Raw genomic sequence first — 21,224 nt, 5'->3', positions numbered from 1 at the left:
TTGATGTCGCAGAAGCACCAGCTGCCAGCCCTTTCGCGGTGTCCCAGTTGCGAAGAGCCACTGGAGTCGGGCGACCTGTTCTGCGGGGCGTGCGGGTACGACCTGTGGACCGTGCCCCCGCCCCCGGACGACCACCCCACGATCTTCATGAACGGCGCACCGGCGCAGGCAGGGGCCGCCCCGGGGGCGGCGCCGCCGGGCGCCGTCGACTGGCCCTCCGCCGCCGAGGGGGGCAGCGCGGGCACGCCCGCCCCGGTCCAGCGGCCCGGCGAGCTGCCGGGCCTCGACTCGGCCGGGGTGCCGCTGTCCGGGCACACCGCCGGCGGGCACCGGCCCGCGCCGACCACCTCGCCGACCGCGGCGCCAACCGCGTCACCGACACCCGCTGGTGACTTCGAACTGCCCGCGCCCGCGCCGGCGTCGGTACCGGCGGGCTCCGCCGGGGCCGCGCCCTCGGTGCCCCATGTCACCGACCTCCCCTCGGCCGAACCGGCCGACCCGCGCACGGCGCCGCCCGCCGCCCCGGCCGGTACGAAGCTCTGCGTGGCCTGTCGCGCGGGCCGTGTCGACACCGACGGCTACTGCGAGAACTGCGGTCACGCCCAGCCGCGCGAGCGTGACCATCTGGAGCAGGAGCTGGACGCCGTGGCGGCGGTCAGCGACCGCGGGCTGCGCCATCACCGCAACGAGGACGCGTTCGCCGTGTCGTCGGCCGCCCTGCCGGACGGTTCGCCGGCCGTCATCGCGATCGTCTGCGACGGGGTGTCGTCGGCGACCCGCCCCGACGAGGCGTCGGCGGTGGCCTCGGTCGCCGCCAACGAGGTGCTGCTGGCGGCGTTGCCGCGCGGCACGCACCCGCAGCAGGCGATGCACGAGGCGATCGTGGCCGCCGCCGAGGCGGTCAACCTCCTTGCCACCCGGCCGGGTCGGGCCGGCGAGCCCGAGTCCGCGCACCGCGCGCAGAACGCGCCGGCGTGCACGATCGTCGGCGCGGTCGTGGCGAGCGGGCTGCTGGTCATCGGCTGGGTCGGCGACAGCCGCGCCTACTGGGTGCCCGACGACCGCACCGGGCCACCCGCCCGGCTCACCGAGGACGACTCCTGGGCCGCCCAGATGGTCGCCGCGGGCCTGATGAACGAGGCGGAGGCGTACGCGGACGAGCGGGCCCACGCCATCACCGGCTGGCTCGGCGCCGACGCCTACGAACTCGAACCGCACACGGCGTCGTTCAAACCGGACCGCCCCGGTGTCGTGGTGGTGTGCACGGACGGCCTGTGGAACTACGCGGAGAGTCCACAGGAGATGGCCCGGGTCCTGCCGCCCGACGCCGCCCGACGGCCGCTGCGCGGCGCCCAGGTGCTGGTCGGCCACGCGCTCGACGGTGGGGGCCACGACAACGTAACAGTGGCCCTGCTGCCGTTCGCCGTACCGCAGCAAGGGGCAGGATCGAACCGGGCCTGAACCCTTTGGCCCGGCCTGAGCACCCCACTGCCAGGACCGCAAGGCCGGAGCGGCGGTGCGGACCGGCACCCGGTTCAAACCCGGGAGCACACCCGCCCGTTGCCCCGCTGTCCTTCTCAACGTCTTTTGATTTTTCTGCCAGTGGAGCGTCAAGGAGCCGATACAGATGGCGAACTTCTCCAAGTCGACCGTGCCGCAGTTCTCCGTCGAGGTGTACCAGAACGAGTACCTGCCGGAGGGCGGGCGCGAGGTCAACGCGATCGTGACGGTCACGTCCACCGGGGGTGGTACGACCGGCCGGGGACCGCTCGCGGCGGCGCCCCCCACCCCGACAACACCGCCGGCGCCGGGCCAGGGCGGCCCGAACGCGGCCGTGGTGATCATGGTCGACTGCTCGGGATCGATGGACTACCCGCCGACGAAGATGCGCAACGCGCGTGATGCCACGTCCGCCGCCGTCGACACCCTGCGCGACGGTGTCGCCTTCGCGGTGGTGGCCGGCACACATGTGGCCAAGGAGGTCTATCCGGGCGGCGGCGGACTCGCGGTCGCGGACGCCGGCACCCGAGCGGAGGCCAAGAACGCCCTGCGCAGACTGAGCGCCGGCGGCGGTACGGCCATCGGCACCTGGCTGCGGCTCACGGACCGGCTGCTGGCCTCGGCCGATGTGTCGATCAGGCACGGCATCCTGCTCACCGACGGCCGTAACGAGCACGAGACCCCGGAGGATCTGCGTGCCTCGCTCGACGCCGTCGCGGGCCGGTTCACCTGTGACGCCCGCGGTGTCGGCACGGACTGGGTGGTGAAAGAAGTCACAGGCATCGCCTCGGCGATGCTCGGCACGGCGGACATCGTCGCCGATCCCTCGGGCCTGGCCGCCGACTTCACCGAGATGATGGAGAACGCGATGGGCAAGGAGGTCGCGGACGTCGCCCTGCGGCTCTGGACACCCGTCGGCGTGGAGATCAAATTCGTCAAGCAGGTGGCGCCGACGGTCGAGGAGCTGACCGAGCGGCGTACGGACGCCAACCCCCGTGCCGGGGACTACCCGACCGGCTCCTGGGGCGACGAGTCGCGTGACTACCACGTATGTGTCCAGGTCCCGGAGGCGGGCGTCGGCCAGGAGATGCTGGCGGCCAGGGTCTCGCTGATCCTCCCCGCCGCCGACGGCACGTCGCAGGTGCTGTCCCAAGGGCTGGTACGGGCGGTGTGGACCGACGACATGGTGGCGTCGACGTCCATCAATCCGCAGGTCGCGCACTACACCGGCCAGGCCGAACTGGCGCAGGTGATCCAACAGGGCCTGGAGGCCCGTAAGTCGGGGGACTTCGACGGCGCGACCGCCAAACTGGGCCGCGCGGTACAGCTCGCGTCGGACTCGGGGAACGCGGATACGGCGAAACTGCTTTCGAAGGTGGTGGACGTGGTCGACGCGGCGACGGGTACTGTGCGACTGAAAGCGAAGGTCGCGGACGCGGACGAGATGACACTGGAAACTCGCTCGACGAAAACCGTTCGCGTCAAGAAGTAGCGATCAGCGCCACACAGCGATCAACAGCGGCCTGCGGGCCGGACGAGGAGAGGGGGAAGCGCCGACATGCCGACTTGCCCGAACGGACACCAGTCGGGTTCCGACGACTGGTGCGAGGTCTGCGGCCATCGCATGGCCGGAGCCGGCGCACCCGCCGGCTCGATGCCGCCTCCCCCACCACCGCCCGCGCCCGGTTACGGCTATCCGCAGGACCCGAACGTGACGGCTCAGGCGGAGCTGTGCCCGCAGTGCCGCACTCCGCGCGAGGGCAACGCCCTGTTCTGCGAGGAGTGCCGGTGGAACTTCCTCACGAACACGGCGACCTCGTACACGCCGCTGGCACCGCAGCACCAGCAGCCCGGTGGGCCTGGTGGTCCCGGTGGGCCTGGTGGGCCTGGTGGGCCGCCGCCTCCCGGGCTGAACCTGCCGCCGGGCTTCCAGGCCCAGCAGGGGCCGCCCCGGCCGCCGGATCCGTACGACTACCAGGGCTCGCGCCCCTCGCAGCTGAACCGGCCCGCCGAGCCGCTGTCTCCCGAGCAGCAGGGACCGCCCGGACCCCCCGGACCACTCGGCGGACCCCCCGGACCGCCCGGCGGACCGCCCGGACCCCCCGGCCCTCCCGCGCCTCCTGGACCTCTCGGCCAGCAGGGACCGCCGCCGCCCCCGCCGTACCAGCAGCAGCAAGGCCCGCCGTCGCCCCCCTCGTTCCAGCAGTCGGGGCCGCCGGCCCCGCCGCAGCAGACCGGTGGCGACGACTGGGTGCTGCCGCCGCCCTCGCACGCGCAGGCTCCGGCGCCCCCGCAGCAGTTCCAGCAGGGACCGCCGCCGCCTCAGCAGCAGCACGACCCGATGCAGCAGCACCAGCAGCCGCCGCCGCACCAGTACCAGCCGCCGGGCAACTGGACGGCGGTCGTCGCACCGGACCGTGACTACTTCATGGCGATGATGCAGCGCAGCGGCCCCGAGGCGACGGGCCTCAACCTGCCCGCGTACTCACCGGAACAGCACCTTCCGATGACCGGGAACCAGATCACCATCGGCCGCCGGCGCCACTCCACCGGCGAGTCCCCCGATGTCGACCTGTCCGTCCCGCCGGAGGACCCGGGCGTTTCGCACCAGCACGCGGTCCTGGTTCAGCAGCCGGACGGCAGCTGGGCGGTGGTCGATCAGAATTCCACCAACGGCACGACGATGAACGGCGGCGAGGACCCGATCCAGCCGTATGTCCCCGTCCCGCTCAAGGACGGCGACCGCGTGCACGTCGGTGCCTGGACGACGATCACGATCCGCCGGGGCTGACAGAGAACACCGGAAGTCGGTCAGGTCGTCAGCGACCAGGCGTACGGCCCCGAGGGGTCGTCCAGCCAGGCCCACTGCCGGTCCGGGCCGACCGTGATGCCGAACCTCTCCCGCTGCGGGCGCCCCTCGCGCTCCCAGAGGGAGAGGGCCTCGTGCGGATCCAGGCTGCCCGCCGTCAGCGAGAGCATGAAGCGGAAGAGATCGTTCTCCAGCGCCCGCCTGGGCAGCCCGCCGATCCGCTGGAGAACGGGCAGCCCCGGCTCCCGCGAGCCGCCCCGCAGCGGGACGAAGAAGGCGGACGTGTGCAGGAAGTGCCCCTCCGCGTAACGGCCGTGCGGGTCGTCGGCGACGTCCAGCGCGATCAGCCCGGTGGCCAGCGGCGCCAGGATCCGCGCCCCGTCCGCGCACTGCGCCAGCCAGCCGGACGGCACCGCGGGCAGCGTGCACGTCGCGATGATCCGGTCGAAGGGCGCCCGCCGCCGGCAGCCGGTCGCGCCGTCGCCCGTGACGACCGCGGGCCGGTATCCGGCGGTGGCGAGATGGGTACGGGCGGACTCGGTGATCTCCGGATCCAGATCGACGGTCGTCACGCGCTCGTCGCCCAGCCGGTGCGCGAGGAGCCCCGCGTTGTAGCCGGTGCCCGCGCCGATCTCCAGGACGCTCTGCCCGTCGCGTACGTCCAGCTCCGCGAGCATCCGGGCCATCAGGGAGGGCTGGCTGCTGGAGGAGATCAGTTCACCGTCCCGTACGCGGGTGGCCAGCGCCGCGTCCGCGTACGCGCCGCGCAGCCAGCGCAGCCGTCCGACCGGGTCGGGGTCGTCGCACCACAGCCGGTCGTGGCCGCCGGGTCTGCCGACGAAGTAGTACGGGACGAACAGATGGCGCGGCACCTCGTCGAACGCCGCGCGCCAGGCCGGGTCGTCGAGCACCCCGTCGTCCGCCATGCCCCGCACCATGGCGGCACGCGCCTCGGCGGCGGCGGTGCTTGTGGCATCGTCGCCCGGCCCGTACGCCTCGCGGTGCTCGCGGTGAACGCCCATGACTCCACTGTCCTGTGTCACGGGCGCGGAAGCGAGCAGTACCCGCACCCGGACCCCCGGAGATCCGCCGGCCAGGTCGTAGGGTCTTTCGTTTGGATCAGGCCGGATGAGGGAGCGGGGTCTGGTGCCGTGGATCGCGAGCCGGACAAGGGAGCCATGGCGGGAGCCGTGCCTGCCCTTCCGCCGTCAACGCGGCGAGGCGCGGTGCCAGGGACCGCGAGCCCGGCAAGATCCAAACGAGAGGCCCTAGACCTCAAGTACTCGGCCGGTGGGTCTGAGACCATGGAAGGGTGAACGAGATTCCGCGCGGCACGCTTTCGGAGCAGACCTTCTACGAGCAGGTCGGCGGCGAGGAGACCTTCCGGCGCCTGGTCCACCGCTTCTACCAGGGGGTCGCCGAGGATCCGCTGCTCCGGCCGATGTATCCGGAGGAGGATCTGGGTCCCGCCGAGGAGCGGTTCACGCTGTTCCTGATCCAGTACTGGGGCGGTCCGCGCACGTACAGCGACAACCGGGGCCATCCCCGGCTGCGGATGCGTCACGCGCCGTTCACCGTCGACCGGGCCGCGCACGACGCGTGGCTGCGGCACATGCGGGTGGCCATCGACGAGCTGGGGCTCTCCGAGGAGCACGAGCATCAGCTCTGGAACTACATGACGTACGCCGCCGCCTCGATGATCAACAGCTGAGCGCCGTCCGCCGACCCTCCGAGGGCGTGGCGACCGGTCGCCACGCCCCGTCACGCACCCCGTCACCCGCCCCGGAATGCGGAACTCCTGTTCCGGACAACGGTCACGATCAGATCAAAGTACGCCCGTAAGCGGTTTCCACGGGCGGCTCCCCTCTGAAAGTATCCGAGACTCCGGGGGATTTCGGGGGAGGACGACGGATCGGCGGGGGACGCGTGACCGGATTCGTGTTGCTGCGCGTGCGGGCGCATCGGCTGCTGCTCGCCGCGGCCTTCCTCGCCGTACTGCTGACGACCTCCGTGCTGTCCGCCCTCACCGCGTTCTCCGGCTCCATCGGGGACGCCGCGCTCCGTCACACGCTCCAGGGCCGGGAGGCCACCGCGGCGGCGCTCGTGATCACCGCGCAGGTCCCGCCGAGCGACCGGGAAGCCGCGAACGAGGCCGCGTCCAAGGTCGCGCGGGAGTCGTTCGACGGGCTGCCGGTCACCGTACGGAAGCTGGAGCGCTCGGGGTCGTACGCGCTCCCCCGCGGTCTTCAGCCGCCCGCCGCCCGCGAGGGAGATCCCGACCTCACGCACTTCGCGGCGCTCGACCGCTCGCGCGTGCGGCTGGTGGCCGGGGAGTGGCCCGCGGACTCCTCCGGCGCGGACCCGGTGCAGGCGGCGTTCCCCGAAGGGGCGGCGAACCAGCTCGGGCTCAAGGCGGGGACGCGGCTCACCCTGGCCGACCGGCTGGACGACAAACCCCTCACGATCCGCGTCACGGGTATCTACCGGCCGGCCGATCTCACCGATCCGTACTGGCAGTTGGACACCCTCGGCGGCCACGGCGTCCAGACGGTCACCTTCACCACCTACGGCCCGCTGCTCACCGACCCCGCCCTCTTCGACTCCGGGCGCCTCCGGGCGGGCGACCTGTCCTGGCTGGCCGCCGCCGACTTCCGGGACATCACCACCGGCCGGATCGACTCGCTGCGCGCGAGCGCCGAGCGCGGGCCCAAGTCCCTCGCCGCGCAGCCGGTCTTCGCCGACGGTGTGACCGGGCGGACCGCGCTGCCGGGTGTGCTCGACCGGACCGAACGCGCGCTGCTCGTGTCCCGCTCCACGCTGCTGATCGTCACCGTCCAGCTCGTGCTGCTCGCGGGTTACGCCCTGCTGCTGGTCGCCCGGCTGCTGAGCACCGAGCGGACCGGCGAGAGTGATCTTCTGCGGGCGCGCGGCGGCTCACGGCGCCGGATCGTCTGGCTCGCCACCGTCGAGGCGCTGCTGCTGGCGCTGCCCGCCGCGCTGTGCGCGCCGCTGCTCGCGGGGCCGCTGACCCGGCTGCTCGCCGACAGCGACGCGCTCACCGGGATCGGGCTGCGGCTCGGCGACACCTCCACCGCCCAGGTGTGGCTGACCGGCGGCGGGGTCGCGCTGGCGTGCGCCGCCGCCGTCGTGGCGCCCGCCCTCGCCTCGGCCGGTGTGACCCGGCTGCGGCGCGGCAGGGCGGGACCGCTGCCCGGCCCGGTGCGCGCGGGCGCCGACGTGGGGCTGCTGGTGGTCGCCGCCGTGGCGTACTGGCAGCTGGACCGGCAGACGGCCACCTCGGGCAGTGGTGCGCTCAGCGGTGACACCCGGGGCGAGCTGGGGGTCGATCCGCTGCTGGTCGCCGCTCCCGCGCTGGCGCTGCTCGCGGGCACCGTACTGACCCTGCGCCTGCTGCCGCCCGTGGCGCGCCTGGCCGAACGGCGGGCGGCGAGCGGGGCGGGGCTGTCGTCGGCGCTGGCCGGCTGGCAGTTCAGCCGCCGGCCGCTGCGCGGCGCGGGTCCGGTGCTGCTGCTGGTGCTGGCCGTGGCGATGGGGATGCTGGCGATCGGGCAGAGCGCGTCGTGGGACCGTTCGCAGGAGGACCAGGCGGACTTCAGGACCGGCGCCTCGCTGCGGGTGTCGGCGAACCGGCCCGGGGATCCCGGGCAGGCGGGGATCTACGCCGCGCTGCCGGGGGTACGCGCGGCGGCCCCCGCGCACCGTGCCAGTGCCGAGCTGTCGGCGGACCGGACGGCGACCGTCCTGGCGCTGGACACCACGCAGGCCGACGAGCGGATGCTGCTGCGTGACGACATGTCCGGGCTGTCCGGCGACGGGGGCGCCGCCCGGCTGCTGGAGGCGGTGAAGCCGCCGAGTGCGGGGCGGCCGGGCGTCCCGCTGCCCGACGGCACCCGGCAGTTGCGGATGACGCTGCGGCTGACCGACACCGGGGCGGACGGCGGGGTGTCGCCGTCCGGAGACGCCCCGTTCACCACGGTGATCGTGGAGGACCGTTACGGCATCGCCTACCGCGTGCTCGCGGGCGAGGTGCCCGTCGACGGCCGCCCGCACACCGTCACGCTCGATCTGACCGGCGCGGCGAACACCGTGCCCGGCCCCGAGGCCGCGAACACGCCGCTCACCCCGGCGCAGCCGCTCGCCCTGACCGGCCTGGAGCTCGAATCGACCGCCCCGCAGGGCAGGAGCGAGACCCACCGGCTCAGTGTCGACGCGCTCCAGTCACTGGACGCCGAAGGCACCACGCGTCCGGTCGACGTCGCGGCCGACTTCGACTGGCGGGCGGCGCTCCTCGGGTCGCTGGACGGCGAGGTGGACCCGGACGTGCCGCTGAAGCCGACCGTGTCGGCGGCGGCGCCGCTGTCCCTGTCGTACGAGACGGGGGTCGGCCCGCAGCCCGGGAACCACATCGACGCGATGCGGAACATCAACGTCCATGTGGGGGTGCCGCGCGCCGAGCCGCCCGCCGTGCTGCCGGCCATCGCCACCGACGGCTTCCTGCGCGCCGCCGGGGCGAAGACCGGGCAGAGCGTGGACGTGCAGATCTCGGGCGAACGGCTCCGGGTGAAGATCGTGCGCGCGATCGGCCAACTGCCCACCACCGGGCCCGGCGCCCTGAGCGCGCGGGCCGCGGCCGAGACCGCGGACGGCGGGCGTACCGGCGACGGCGGCGGGCTGCTGGTCGATCTGCGCGCCGTCAACCAGGTGCTGGCCGACCGGCGGGACGCGTCGCTGCCCCCCACGGAGTGGTGGTTGAGCGCGGCACCGGGCGACACGCCGGGGATCGCCGAGGCGCTGCGGAACCGGTCCGACGTCGACCCGGCGCAGGTCCTGGTACGCGACGAGACCGCGGACGAGCTGCTGGGCGATCCGCTGGGGGTGGGTCCGCAGTCCGCGCTGATGGCGGCGGCCGTCGCGGCGGCGGCGCTCGCGGCGGTCGGCTTCGCGGTGAGCACGGTGGGGTCGCGGCGTGAACGGGCCGCTGAATTCGCCCTGTTGAGGGCGTTGGGCACACCACGCCGGCAACTCGCCCGGCTGATAGCCACCGAACAGGGCCTGCTGCTCACGGTCGCGCTCCTGATCGGCCTCGCCCTCGGCGCCGTACTCACCAGGGCGGTCGTGCCCCTGGTCGTCCTGACGGGCCAGGCGACGCAGCCGGTGCCGGGCGTCCTGGTCGACCTGCCGACCGGGCAGGTCGCGGCGCTGCTGGCGGGGGTGTCCGCGCTGCCCCTGCTGATGGTCGCGTCCCTCGCCCTGCACCGCACGGACCCGGCGTTCACGCTGCGCGAACGGGGAGGCAACTGAGATGCGGACTCCCGCACGGGGTGATGGTGGCGGGGAGCCGGCGGACGGGGGCGAGCCGGGCGACGGCAGCCGGTCCGACGGCAGTACGCCGCCCTACGGCGGCCACAACAGCGCGCCGACCGACAACGGCGAGCGCGGCCCGGCCGGTTCCGGCGGCCCGCCGGGACGCACCGGCCCCCGTGCGCGCCGCCCCGCGCGGACCGTCGCGCCATGGGTGCGGACGCGGCTGCGTACCGCGCCCGGTGCCGCCGCCGCGATGGCCGTGCTCGTCGTGCTCACCGCGTACCTCGCCGCCGCGTTCCCCCGTTCCGTCGAGACCTACGAGACGAACGGCCTGCGCCACGACATCCGTACCGCCACGGCCGGCGAGAGGGTCCTGGCGGTCACCACGGCGGCGTCCGGCCCCGGCGTGCCGCAGGCGAAGCGGGAGGAGGGCCTGCGCGGTACGTGGGTGGCGCAGACGCAGCGGAGGATCATCCGGAATCTGCCGGCGCCGGTACGGGCCGACGAGGGCAGTTCGGCGTACGGCGTACGGAACTCCGAGGCGGTCGAGGGCACCGATCCCTGGCTGCCCGCGCCGGACAATCTGCCGCCGAGGTTCACCCTCGCCGCCCAGGCGGGCCTCGACCGCCACTCCACGCTCCGTGAGGGCCGGTTCCCCCGCGCCGACGGCGCCGTGACGGCGCGCACGGGAGAGGTGGAGGCCGCGGTCACCGCCGAGACCGCCGAGTCGCTGCGGATCAAGGTCGGTTCGGTGGTGCACGTGCCGGGCGTGGACCGGGACGACGTCGGCGTACGGATCACCGGAATCGTCGCGCCACGGGACCCGGACAACAGTTACTGGTCCTTCGAGCCCACGCTCGGCTCCCCCGCCCTGGTCGCCGACCAGACCGTCCCCCTCATTCCGCCGCCCCGCTACTGGCGCGCCTCGATCCTGCTGGCACCCGACGCCGCGCCCGTACTGCTCGGCACCACGGGTGAGCCCGAGGTGTACTGGCGGATCGCGCCCGACACCACGTCGCTCACCGCGCACGACGCGCCGCGACTCGCCTCGCGCATCGCCTCGTTGGAGAACGGCCCCGAGCTGGCCGAACTGCGCACGGACGTCGTCGGTCCCGCGGCCGTGGTCGCGACGAGACTTGACGAGGTCGTCGCCGCGCACCGCTCGATGCGTACGGCCATCGCTCCGGTCGTCGCCGTCGCCGCGCTGGGGATCGGGGCCGTGGCCGCCGTCGTCCTGGTGATGGCGGGCGGCCTGACCGCCGCACGGCGGCAGGCCGAACTCGCCCTGCTGCGCTCGCGCGGCGGATCGCTGCGCGGGATCGGCGGCCGGCTCCTGGCCGAGACGGCGGTGATCGCCGTACCGGCGGCGGGCGTCGGTCTGCTGCTGGCCGTCCTGACCGTCCCGCAGACCCGGCTGCTGCCCGCCGTGGCCGCCGCGAGCGGCGCCGCCCTGCTGGCGTGCGCCGCGCTGCCGGTGCGGGCCGTCGTACGGCACCGCAGGCCGCTGCCGCACGGGGGCCGCGAGGATCTTGTACGAGCCCGGCCCTCGCGCCGTCGCACGATGGCCGAACTGACCCTGCTCGCCCTGGCGGTCGGCGCGGTGGTCGCGCTGCGCCGACGCGGCACGGGCGGGCCGGCCGACGCCGGCTCCGCTACCGGCGCCAACCCCGGCTCCGGCGGGGTGGGCGACGTGGACTATCTCGTCAGCGCGGCGCCGGTGCTGGTGGGGCTGATCGCCGCGCTCGTTCTCGTACGCCTGTATCCGCTGCCGCTGCGTCTCGCCGGCCGCCCCGCCGGACGGCTGCGCGGAGCAGTCGGCTTCCTCTCGCTGGCCCGCGCGGGGCGCGCGTCGTCGTCGGGCGCCCTGCCGCTGCTCGCCCTGCTCGTCGCGCTGACGACGGCGGCGTTCGGCGGATCGGTGCTCGCCGGGATCGACGGTGCCAGGGAGCGGGCCGCCGTGCTGGCGACGGGCGCCGACGCCCGGATCAGCCTCGTCGGCCAGGCGCCGGTCCTGCCCGAAGGGCTGGCGGCGGCCGTGCGGGACAGCACCACGGTCGATGAGGTGGCCGCGGTGCGGATCGAGTACGGCGTATCGCTCCCGTCCGACAGCAAGGGCTTCCGGACGTCGCTGGGCGTGACCATGATCGGCGTGGAGCCGCAGGCGTACGCGCGGCTGGCCCGGCAGACCGGCCTCGGGGAGTTCTCGGCCGACACCCTCAAGTCCGTGGGCGGGGGCGGTGTGCGCGACGGCGGGTCGGACCGGAACCGGGTACTGCCCGCGCTCGCCTCACCCGCCGTCGCCGAACGGCTCGGCGACCGGCCGCGCGACATCCAGTCGACGGCCGGGGACTTCAAGGTGCGGGTGGCGGAGATACGCCGGACCACCCCGGCGTCCCCCGGCAACGACTACCTCGTGGTGAACGCCGCCGACCTGACGCAGCGGGCGCCGACCACGCTGCTGGTCACCGGCGCGAAGCTGGACGGCGCGGCGCTGCGCCGTACGGTCGCCGGATTCGACGGGACGTCGGGGGAGAGATCCGCCGGCGGCTTCACCGTGAAGTTGCGCACCGAGGAGCGGAAGGCGTTCGTCAACACGCCCATGCAGGAGGGCGCCGAGCGGATCTACGCGGCGGCGATCGCGGCGGGCGCGGGCTACGCCCTGCTGGCCCTGCTGCTCTCGCTGTCACAGACGGCCCCGGAGCGCGTCGCGCTGCTGGCGCGGCTGCGCACCATGGGCCTGACGACCCGTCAGGGACGCCAACTCCTGGGCCTGGAGGTCCTTCCGCAGGCGCTGCTCGCCGCCGTGGGCGGGGCGCTGGTCGGCTGGGCGACCGTCGTACTGCTGGCGCCCGGAGTCGATCTCGTACGGCTGGCGCTCACCGCGACGTCCGACGTGTCGCTGGACGGGGCGCCGCTCCGGGCCGACGCGTGGTCGCTGGTGCTGCCCGCCGTGGGGGTGCTGGCGCTGGCCGGCGCGGTGTCGGTCGTGCAGGCGTGGTGGGCGGGACGGCAGGGATCGATCAACGAACTCAGGGCAGGAGAAAGCCGATGACGTCAGCGGGAACGACGCTGGAGCAGTTGGAGCGGCGCGCCGGCACCCACCGCGACCGGCCCTCGTACGGGCACGACGCCCTCATCGCCTGCGACCGGCTGGTGCGGATCTTCACCGCCGACGGCGTGGAGGTGCAGGCCCTTCAGGGGCTCGATCTGCTGGTGGCCGAGGGCGAGTTGATGGCTCTGGTGGGCGCGTCGGGAAGCGGCAAGTCGACGCTGATGAACATCCTGGCGGGCCTGGACGTCCCGACCGCCGGTGCCGCGAAGGTGGCGGGCCGCGATCTGCTGGGCATGGACGCGAAGGCGCGGCTGCGCTACCGGCGGGAGGCGGTGGGCTTCGTCTGGCAGGAGACCGGACGGAACCTGCTGCCTTATATGACGGCCGGTCAGAATGTGGCGCTGCCCATGCAGTTGAGCGGCGGGGGTGGCCGAGGTGGCCGCCGCCGCCGTACGGAGCGCGCCGCGCGGGCCCAGTCGCTGCTGGCGATGCTGGACGTCGCGGACTGCCGCGACCGCCGCCCGCACCAGATGTCCGGCGGCCAGCAGCAGCGCGTCGCGATAGCCGTCGCGCTCGCCAACTCGCCTTCCGTACTGCTGGCCGACGAACCGACCGGCGAGCTGGACTCGGCGACCGGCGAGCAGGTGTTCGCCGCGTTCCGGCGGGCCAACGAGGAGTTGGGCACGACGATCGTGATCGTCACCCACGACCAGGAGGTCGCGGGCGAGGTACGCCGGACGGTCGCCATCCGGGACGGCCGTACCTCGTCGGAGGTCCTGCGCCGCACGGAGGTCGACGCGACGACGGGCCAGGAGTCGGTGGTGGCCCGGGAGTACGCGATGCTCGACCGCGCGGGACGCCTCCAACTGCCCGCCGAATACACGAAGGCGCTGGGTATGGAACACCGCGTGATGCTGGAACTGGAACAGGACCACATAGGAATCTGGCCGGACACCCCACCCGAGTGACGGCCCTTCCAAGCCATGCCCGTCCGGCGATTGAGGACATCACCCACCGGTCCGGACCGATCCGGACCCACCCGCAGACGGCCTTTCAAGCCCGTCCGGCGATGGAGGACACCACCGCCCACCGGCGGGACCCGGTGCACAAACCGCGCCCCGGTGAACAACGCCTCGTCGGCGACAAACCTACGTCGGGGTGACGCTCAACCCGCCGATGCCACCCGCTCCGCCCGCCCGTACGGCGATCGACCCGTACGGCGTCCGCAGCCGCAGCCACGTACCGGTCCCGAGCAGCGCCACGGGCGCGTCCTCGGGCATCGGGCGCAGGAAGCCAACCGACTGCGCGGCGTGTACGGCGCGCAGCGGCAGACCCGTGTCGCCGACCGGCCGCGACCAGATCTCGTGGCCGATCCGGTCCCTTTCGGCGCGGTCGCGGTGCGCGGCGGGCAACGCCTCGTCGCGCGCCCGGAATTCGGCGACCGCGGTGGCGACCGCGGCGCGCAGCCCGGCGGGTCCCGGCAGGCCGGGGACCTGCCGCCAGCCGCCGCGTGGTGGCAGCACCCCGGTCCACGGCGGGCCGGTGACGGCGGCGGGCAGCGCGAAGCCGCCCGTCAACTCGTCGATCGATTCGAGGAGTTCACCGGCGGAGACGGTGACGTCCAGCTCGGGCGACCGCGCCCCCAACCGCGCCGTGCGGATCGCCAGAACTTCGAACGCCGGTGGCCGCCCGAACACGGCCACCGCCCCGCCGCCCGCCTGGAGGCGCACCGCGGCGGCCCGGTCGTAGCGGATCAGCCGACCGAGGAAGGCGGCGAGATCCGCCGCCTCCGCCGTGTCGGCGAGCCGCAGAACCCGCGCGGTCGTCGCCGTCATGCCGCGAGAGCCTCCGCGTCGTCCAGGTACTTCAGGAGGAAGGACTTCTCCTCGGCGGTGATCCGCCGCGGCCGGCCCGCCTGGAGGTCGTAGGGCACGACGACCGTCGAGGCCCGCACGTACACCTGGTCCTCGTCCTTGATCTCGTACGCGATCGTGAGCGTCGCCGCGCCGATCTTCGTCACCCACAGCTCGACGGTCACCGGCTCGTGCCGGTGGACCAGCGGCAGCTTGTAGTCGATCTCGTGCCGGGCCACGACGGACCCGCCGGAGAAGGACGGCGAGCCGTCCCCGGGCGCCAGCCGGAACATGAAGTCGATGCGCGCTTCCTCCAGATAGCGGATGAAGACGACGTTGTTGACGTGCCCGAAGGCGTCCATGTCCGACCAGCGCATGGGGCAGCTGTAGTGGTGGCGGGCCATGTCAGCCTCGGGTCAGCTTCTTGTACGTGGCGCGGTGCGGCCGGGCGGCGTCGGCACCGAGCCGCTCCACCTTGTTCTTCTCGTACGACTCGAAGTTACCCTCGAACCAGAACCACTTGGACTCGCCCTCGTACGCCAGGATGTGCGTGGCGACGCGGTCGAGGAACCACCGGTCGTGGGAGATGATCACGGCCGCGCCGGAGAACTCCAGCAGCGCGTTCTCCAGCGACGACAGGGTCTCGACGTCGAGGTCGTTGGTCGGTTCGTCGAGGAGCAGCAGGTTGCCGCCCTGCTTGAGCGTCAGCGCCAGGTTGAGGCGGTTGCGCTCACCACCGGACAGGACCCCGGCCGGCTTCTGCTGGTCCGGGCCCTTGAAGCCGAACGCGGAGACGTACGCCCGCGAGGGCATCTCGACATGGCCGACGTTGATGTAGTCCAATTCGTCGGAGACGACGGCCCACAGCGACTTCTTCGGGTCGATGTTGCCGCGGTTCTGGTCGACGTAGCTGATGTTGACGGTGTCGCCGACCTTGATGCTGCCGGAGTCCGGCTCCTCGAAGCCCTGGATCATCTTGAAGAGCGTGGTCTTGCCGGCGCCGTTGGGGCCGATGACCCCGACGATGCCGTTGCGCGGCAGCGTGAAGGAGAGGTTGTCGATGAGGACCTTGTCGCCGAACGCCTTGCTCAGGTTCTCGACCTGGACCACGACGTTGCCGAGCCGCGGGCCCGGCGGGATCTGGATCTCCTCGAAGTCCAGCTTCCGCATCTTGTCCGCCTCGGCGGCCATCTCCTCGTAACGGGCCAGCCTGGCCTTGGACTTGGCCTGGCGCCCCTTCGCGTTGGAGCGGACCCACTCAAGTTCTTCCTTGAGCCGCTTGGCGCGCTTGACGTCCTTCTGGCCCTCGACCTTGAGACGTGCCTGCTTGGTCTCCAGGTACTTGGAGTAGTTGCCCTCGTAGCCGTGCAGACGGCCGCGGTCGACCTCGCAGATCCACTCGGCGACGTTGTCGAGGAAGTACCGGTCGTGGGTCACGGCGACGACGGCGCCGGGGTACTTGGCGAGGTGCTGCTCCAGCCACTGCACGGACTCGGCGTCCAGGTGGTTGGTGGGCTCGTCCAGCAGCAGCAGGTCGGGCGCTTCGAGCAGCAGCTTGCAGAGCGCGACACGGCGGCGCTCGCCGCCGGAGAGCGTGGTGACGGCCCAGTCGCCGGGCGGGCAGCCCAGCGCGTCCATGGCCTGCTCCAACTGGGTGTCCAGGTCCCACGCGTTGGCGTGGTCCAGGTCCTCCTGGAGCTTGCCCATCTCGTCCATCAGGGCGTCGGAGTAGTCGGTCGCCATCAGCTCGGCGACCTCGTTGAACCTCTTCAGCTTGCCCATGATCTCGGCGGCGCCGTCCTGGACGTTCTCCAGAACCGTCTTGGTCTCGTCCAGCGGCGGCTCCTGGAGGAGCATGCCGACCGAGTATCCGGGCGACAGGAACGCCTCGCCGTTGGACGGCTGCTCCAGCCCGGCCATGATCTTCAGCACGGTGGACTTACCGGCGCCGTTGGGGCCGACCACACCGATCTTCGCGCCGGGCAGGAAGCTCTGCGTCACGTCATCGAGGATGACCTTGTCGCCGTGCGCCTTGCGCGTCTTGCGCATCGTGTAGATGTACTCAGCCAAGAGAAACCGTCCGGCAGATCGAGAAGGGCCAATGTGCGGCTCCACCGCGTGAGGGCAGATAAACCCATCTTGCCGCACGTCCCCGCCCAGGGAGAAACCGCCTGTCCAGGCCTCGGACATACCGTCCCGGCCTTCGGTCCCCGCGGAACGCGCGTGCCGATGCCGTACGGGGTACGGCGCCGGCACGCGGCCCCGGCGCGCGACCGGATTCGTCTGCGCGTCGGGGCCGCTGTCAGTGGCGACCGTGTGCCGTACCGGTCAGCGGATGGTGCGGGTCGGTGGGGCAGTGGGGCGGTGGGTCGGTGGGTCGTACGGGTCGGTGGGTCGGTGGGGCGTGGTGCTCGGCGGGTCGTGCGGTGCGCCGGGTCGGTCATTCCTCGGCGGAGGGCTCGTTCTTCTTGCGGAGGAAGAAGACCGCCGCGCCGCCCAGCAGGACCAGCCCGATCGCGACGCCCGCGATCATCGGGGTGGCGTTGGAGGTGCCCGTCTCGGCCAGGTCGAGCCCGTCCGTACCGGCGGTGCCGCCCGCCGTGGCCGGGGCCAGCTGGGTGGTGGTCCCGTCGGCCGGCGGGCCGGGGTTCCCGGTGGTCCGGCAGTCGAGGACGCCCTGGAAGCTCTTGGTGAAGCCACCGGGCCCGGTGACCGCGAAGTCGTACGCCTGGTCCTCGGCGACCGGCACGGTGACGGTCCTGGACTTGCCGGCCTCGACCTCGTACTGCGCACCGGCGAGCTCGAAGGTGAACGGCGCGTCGCCCTTGTTGGCCGCCGTGACGTCCACGCCGCCCTTCGCGCAGTTCTTCTCGGCGGTGATCGCCGGTATCGCGCCCTTCGCGGCCCAGGTGGCGGTGGCCGTCGCCGACACCGTGGACTCGCTGGAGCCGGCCAGGATCTGGGTCTGGCTCTTGGTGACCCCGGCAAACGCCCTGCCCACCGGCACCGACGTGGTCGCCTGCACGCTCAGCGCGGCCGTGCCGTCGGCCGTGTCCTCGGGGACGTCGAAGTAGAGCTGCGCGCCGTCGGTTACTTCGGTGACGGGCTCGCCGGCCTTGTCGGTGACCTTGATGCCCATGGCGGCGGCGTCGGCGGGCGGGGACACCGCGACACTGTCCGCGTCGGTACGGACGGCGACCGGCCCGATGCGTTCGCCGCTCCTGCCGGAGACCGCGCCGGGCTCCAGGGTGAGCGACGCCTTGGGCTCACCGAGATGGTCGGCGCCGCGCTCCAGCCAGTCGGCCAGCTTCTCGGCCTGCGGGTCCACGGCGTCGACATCGACGTTGTCGGAGTGGCGCCAGATGGCGACCTGCGTACCGGCGGCGGCGGTCCGCGCGGTGAGCGGCCCGGTGCCCGCGTCCTCGGCGAGCGCGGCGAGGTCGTCGACCTGGGGGTAGGAGTTCTGGAGGATCCAGCGGATCTTCCCGGCGTTCTTGTTCGCGCCGAGCGAGGTCTGGGTCCAAGGGGTCTCCAGATACTTCGCCTGGTCCTGGGTGGGGTTGTGGATGTCGATGCAGTACGTCTTGAGCGTGCCGCCCCCGTCGACGGTCATCTCGAAGAGCCCGGCGGGCAGTTCACGCTTCTCGCCGTCCGTGTGGAGCACGGCCTTGTCGAACGTCATGAGGCCGTCGAGCGTGGCGGCGGCACCGCCGCGGTGCTGGAGTGCGTCGTCGGCCACGGCCGCACCCGCGCCGGCTATGGAGCCCGCGACGACAAGACCCGAGACGGCCATCGAGGCGGCGAGGCGGGCGGCGCCCCGCCTCCGAGCGGTTGGAACCAGGTACGCGGACAACACGGACAGCGCAGACAACACAGATCTTTCCCTCCGGGCGAAGTCCTCCGCGTGGGACGCGTGGGGGGATTGCCTCGCCAGCAGACTCAAGTGCCCCATGAGTACTCGGGAATCCTATGGATGGCGGAGACCGCCGATGCCCGTTCGTACGTTCCGATAACCGTTCCGAATCGGAATCGTTATCGCTCGCACCTTCGAACCCATTCGACTATCGACAAATCTCCACAACTCCCCGGTCAGAGCGGTCCGGTCGGTGCCACGGCCGCCCCGGCCGGCTCCGACAACTCGTCATGTTCGGACAACCACGGTTGCGTATGCACCGGTTTGCGGACCGCACCACCACCCGCACCGCCAACCCCAACGCCACCCGCACCCGCACCCGAAGCGGCGTTCGCTGCCGACGCATCCGCCGGACGCCCCGTCAGCGCCGGATTCGCCCGCGTCACCCGCTTGAACGCCGAGGTCCCCCACGTCAGATCGTGTCCGATCGACACCGCGTCGATGTCCACGAACGTCCTGCGCTGACCGTCCTTCGCCTCGTCCCGCACCCGCAGCCTGCCGTGCACGACCAGCGGGTCACCGACATTGACCGACGCGGTGAGATTCGCCCCGAGATTCCGCCACGCACAGACGGTGTAGAAGCTCGTACTCCCGTCCGCCCAGCCCGAATTCCGGCGGTCCCAGCGGCGCGGCGTCACCGCGAACCTGAACCGCGCCACCCCGCCCGTCGACGTTTCCCGATACTCCACCCCTGTCGCGGCGTTCCCCACCAGCGTCACCACGGTGTCGTTCATGACAGCCCCCTCCTCCTTCTCCGGTGCCGGCGCTCACCGACCACTTCATGCTGACCCGGATGGGAAGTTCCCGCCGATGCCTGTGGACTACTCGCCAGTTGTGGATATCTCCGTCACCCGTACGTGGTCGCGCACCCGACCGCCGGCGGGGGCGACGCTGCTACCTCGTCACCCCGGACACGGTCGAGTACTGCTCCCGCACCTCCCGGTACCGCATCAGCTCCGCCGCGATCGGATCGAGCACCTTGGCCCGCCCGCAGCCCGCCGCCGCCTCGCGCAGCCGGCGTTCGGCGTCCTGCCCGTACCGCCTCGCCGGTCCCCGCGCCGCCGCCGCGCACGCCCACTCCACCAGCGGCCCGCCGATGATCCCGGCCAGCATCACCAGCACGGGCGGGACGATGCCGGGCTGGAGCACCCCGACGATCTGACCGACCAGCCACAGCGCGCCGTAGATCTGAAGCAGCGTCATGGACGCCTGCGCGAGCACCGCGGCCGGCCACCAGGCGGGGCGCGCGGGGCGACCGCTCGGCGGCCCCGCCGTCACGGCCAGCTCGTCCAGGGCCTCCGGCAGCCCGACAGCACCCCGCACCGCCGCTTCCCGCACCGCCTGCGCCCACGGCCCCGGCAGCCCGGCCGCCGCGTCGTCCGCGACGGTACGGACGGCCTGCTCGACCCGCTGTCGGGCGGTGAGTTCGTCCTCCACGATCACCTCGGCGCGCGGCACGCCGCCGCCGGGCGTCCGGGTGCGTTCGTACCAGCGCCACAGCCGCAGCCACGGCGTCCCGCACGCGCGCCCCGCGTTCCTGCGCCACTCGCGCTCGGCCGCCTCTCCCGTGGCCACCGCGCCCACCGCTCCCGCGAGCCGTTCGGCGAACTCCTCGCGGGAGCGCTCACCGAGGCCGGTGCGCCCGTCGGCGACGTACACCGAGCGCAGCCGCGCAGCCGCGGCGTCCACATCGGCCGACAGCCGCCTTGCGGCGGCGCTGCGCTCCTGGACGAAACGGCCCACCAACTCGCGCAGTTCACCCACACCCTGACCGGTGAGCGCGGAGATCGGCAGCACGGTGGCCCCCGGTTCGCCGTGCTCGCCGAGCGCCATGCCGTCCTCGTCCAGCAGCCTGCGCAGATCGTCCAGAACCTGGTCGGCCGCCTCTCCGGGCAGCCGGTCGATCTGGTTGAGCACGACGAAGGTGATCTCCGCGTGGCCGGCGAGCGGTCGCAGATAGCGCTCGTGGAGCGCGGCGTCCGCGTACTTCTCGGGGTCGACCACCCAGATGACGGCGTCGACCAGGGCCAGTACACGGTCGACCTGGTCCCGGTGCGCCACGACGGCGGAGTCGTGGTCGGGCAGGTCGACGAGGACGAGACCCTGTAGTTCCTCGTCCCCGTCACCGCCCGCGAGCGGCCTGCGACGCAGCCTCCCAGGGATGGCGAGCCGGTCCAGCAGCCCGGCGGCGCCTTCGGACCAGACGCAGGCGATGGGCGCGGACGTGGTGGGCCTGCGCAGCCCCGTCTCCGAGATCGGCACTTCGGCGAGCGCGTTGAACAGCGTCGACTTGCCGCTGCCGGTGGCACCCGCGATGGCGACGACCGTGTGCCGCGACGAGAGCCGCTGCCGCGTGGACGCCTCGTCCAGCACGCGCCCCGCCTCGGCGAGCGTGGTCCCCTCGATACGGGTCCGGGACAGCCCCACCAGTTCGCGCAGGGCGTCGAGCCGTACCCGCAACGGCCCTTCGTAGGCGCCTCCGATGGGCTGGTGCGCGGCGGCCGGGGCCGCCGTACCGCCGTCCCCGTCGACCCCCTCCACACCGACGGTGGCGCCCGCGCCGCCCGCGCGCTTGCGCCCGGCCGCGTGCCGGGCGATCAGCCCGTCGTCCCAGCGCCGCGCGGCATCGCCGTCCGCGCCGCCGTCCGTAGCGGCTTCCGCGCCGGCATCGCCCGCAGCGACCCGCCCCGTCCGCCCCGTCCGCCCGGCCCGCAGCTCGCCGGGGTCGGCCCCGTCCGTCAGCGTCGTCACGTCCGTCACATCCGCCATTTC

At 73.1% G+C, this 21,224-nt stretch carries 14 protein-coding genes; 7 read left to right on the top strand and 7 right to left on the bottom strand.

Annotated elements, in window-relative coordinates:
- The first annotated feature begins 3 nt into the window (after positions 1 to 3).
- The 3 genes from OG700_RS27010 (at position 4) to OG700_RS27000 (ending at position 4,291) form a co-directional block, all read left to right on the top strand.
- A complete protein-coding gene (locus OG700_RS27010; protein ID WP_405617896.1) occupies positions 4 to 1,461 on the top strand; it encodes a PP2C family serine/threonine-protein phosphatase in 1,458 nt (485 codons plus the stop codon).
- Between the two features lie 166 nt (positions 1,462 to 1,627).
- Positions 1,628 to 2,992, top strand: a complete 1,365-nt coding sequence (locus tag OG700_RS27005; RefSeq protein ID WP_405617893.1) for a vWA domain-containing protein — start codon at positions 1,628 to 1,630, stop codon at positions 2,990 to 2,992.
- A gap of 66 nt (positions 2,993 to 3,058) precedes the next feature.
- Positions 3,059 to 4,291: an FHA domain-containing protein gene (locus OG700_RS27000; protein WP_405617891.1), complete on the top strand. Its 1,233-nt coding sequence runs from the start codon at positions 3,059 to 3,061 to the stop codon at positions 4,289 to 4,291.
- Between the two features lie 20 nt (positions 4,292 to 4,311).
- Here the strand turns inward: OG700_RS27000 and OG700_RS26995 are convergent, their stop codons facing one another.
- Positions 4,312 to 5,331, bottom strand: coding sequence for a methyltransferase domain-containing protein (locus OG700_RS26995; RefSeq protein ID WP_405617888.1), 1,020 nt, complete (start codon positions 5,329 to 5,331; stop codon positions 4,312 to 4,314).
- A gap of 290 nt (positions 5,332 to 5,621) precedes the next feature.
- Between OG700_RS26995 and OG700_RS26990 the strand changes: the two genes are divergently transcribed.
- The 4 genes from OG700_RS26990 to OG700_RS26975 all read left to right on the top strand — a co-directional run bounded on the left by OG700_RS26990 (position 5,622) and on the right by OG700_RS26975 (position 13,654).
- Positions 5,622 to 6,020 carry a globin gene (locus OG700_RS26990; protein ID WP_405617886.1) on the top strand — a complete coding sequence of 133 codons (399 nt, stop codon included), beginning with the start codon at positions 5,622 to 5,624 and terminating at the stop codon, positions 6,018 to 6,020.
- Between the two features lie 215 nt (positions 6,021 to 6,235).
- Entirely contained in the window at positions 6,236 to 9,631 is a 3,396-nt protein-coding gene (locus OG700_RS26985; RefSeq protein WP_405617884.1) for an FtsX-like permease family protein, read from the top strand.
- A 1-nt stretch (position 9,632) separates the two neighbouring features.
- Positions 9,633 to 12,686, top strand: a complete 3,054-nt coding sequence (locus OG700_RS26980) for an ABC transporter permease (protein ID WP_405617882.1) — start codon at positions 9,633 to 9,635, stop codon at positions 12,684 to 12,686.
- A complete protein-coding gene (locus tag OG700_RS26975; protein ID WP_405617880.1) occupies positions 12,683 to 13,654 on the top strand; it encodes an ABC transporter ATP-binding protein in 972 nt (323 codons plus the stop codon). The genes OG700_RS26980 and OG700_RS26975 overlap by 4 nt, the downstream gene beginning before the upstream one ends.
- Positions 13,655 to 13,834: 180 nt before the next feature.
- Here OG700_RS26975 and OG700_RS26970 read toward each other — a convergent pair whose 3' ends face one another.
- The 6 genes from OG700_RS26970 to OG700_RS26945 form a co-directional block, all read right to left on the bottom strand.
- A complete protein-coding gene (locus tag OG700_RS26970; RefSeq protein WP_405617878.1) occupies positions 13,835 to 14,521 on the bottom strand; it encodes a hypothetical protein in 687 nt (228 codons plus the stop codon).
- On the bottom strand, positions 14,518 to 14,943 hold the full coding sequence (locus OG700_RS26965; protein WP_405617876.1) for an acyl-CoA thioesterase: 426 nt from the start codon (positions 14,941 to 14,943) through the stop codon (positions 14,518 to 14,520). The genes OG700_RS26970 and OG700_RS26965 overlap by 4 nt, the downstream gene beginning before the upstream one ends.
- A 1-nt stretch (position 14,944) precedes the next feature.
- Positions 14,945 to 16,609, bottom strand: coding sequence for an energy-dependent translational throttle protein EttA (ettA, locus tag OG700_RS26960; protein ID WP_405617873.1), 1,665 nt, complete (start codon positions 16,607 to 16,609; stop codon positions 14,945 to 14,947).
- Positions 16,610 to 16,979: 370 nt separating this feature from the next.
- On the bottom strand, positions 16,980 to 18,410 hold the full coding sequence (locus OG700_RS26955; protein WP_405617871.1) for a Cys-Gln thioester bond-forming surface protein: 1,431 nt from the start codon (positions 18,408 to 18,410) through the stop codon (positions 16,980 to 16,982).
- A gap of 218 nt (positions 18,411 to 18,628) precedes the next feature.
- Positions 18,629 to 19,186, bottom strand: coding sequence for a single-stranded DNA-binding protein (locus OG700_RS26950; RefSeq protein WP_405617869.1), 558 nt, complete (start codon positions 19,184 to 19,186; stop codon positions 18,629 to 18,631).
- A 160-nt stretch (positions 19,187 to 19,346) separates the two neighbouring features.
- Complete coding sequence (locus OG700_RS26945; protein ID WP_405617867.1) at positions 19,347 to 21,221, bottom strand: GTPase; 1,875 nt, start codon at positions 21,219 to 21,221, stop codon at positions 19,347 to 19,349.
- Positions 21,222 to 21,224: the final 3 nt, after the last annotated feature.

Origin of the sequence: Streptomyces sp. NBC_01508, from assembly GCF_045040315.1 — a bacterium.
Lineage (GTDB): Bacteria > Actinomycetota > Actinomycetes > Streptomycetales > Streptomycetaceae > Streptomyces.
Note: the sequence above shows the minus strand (reverse complement) of the source record. Positions and strands in the feature narration are given on the sequence as shown.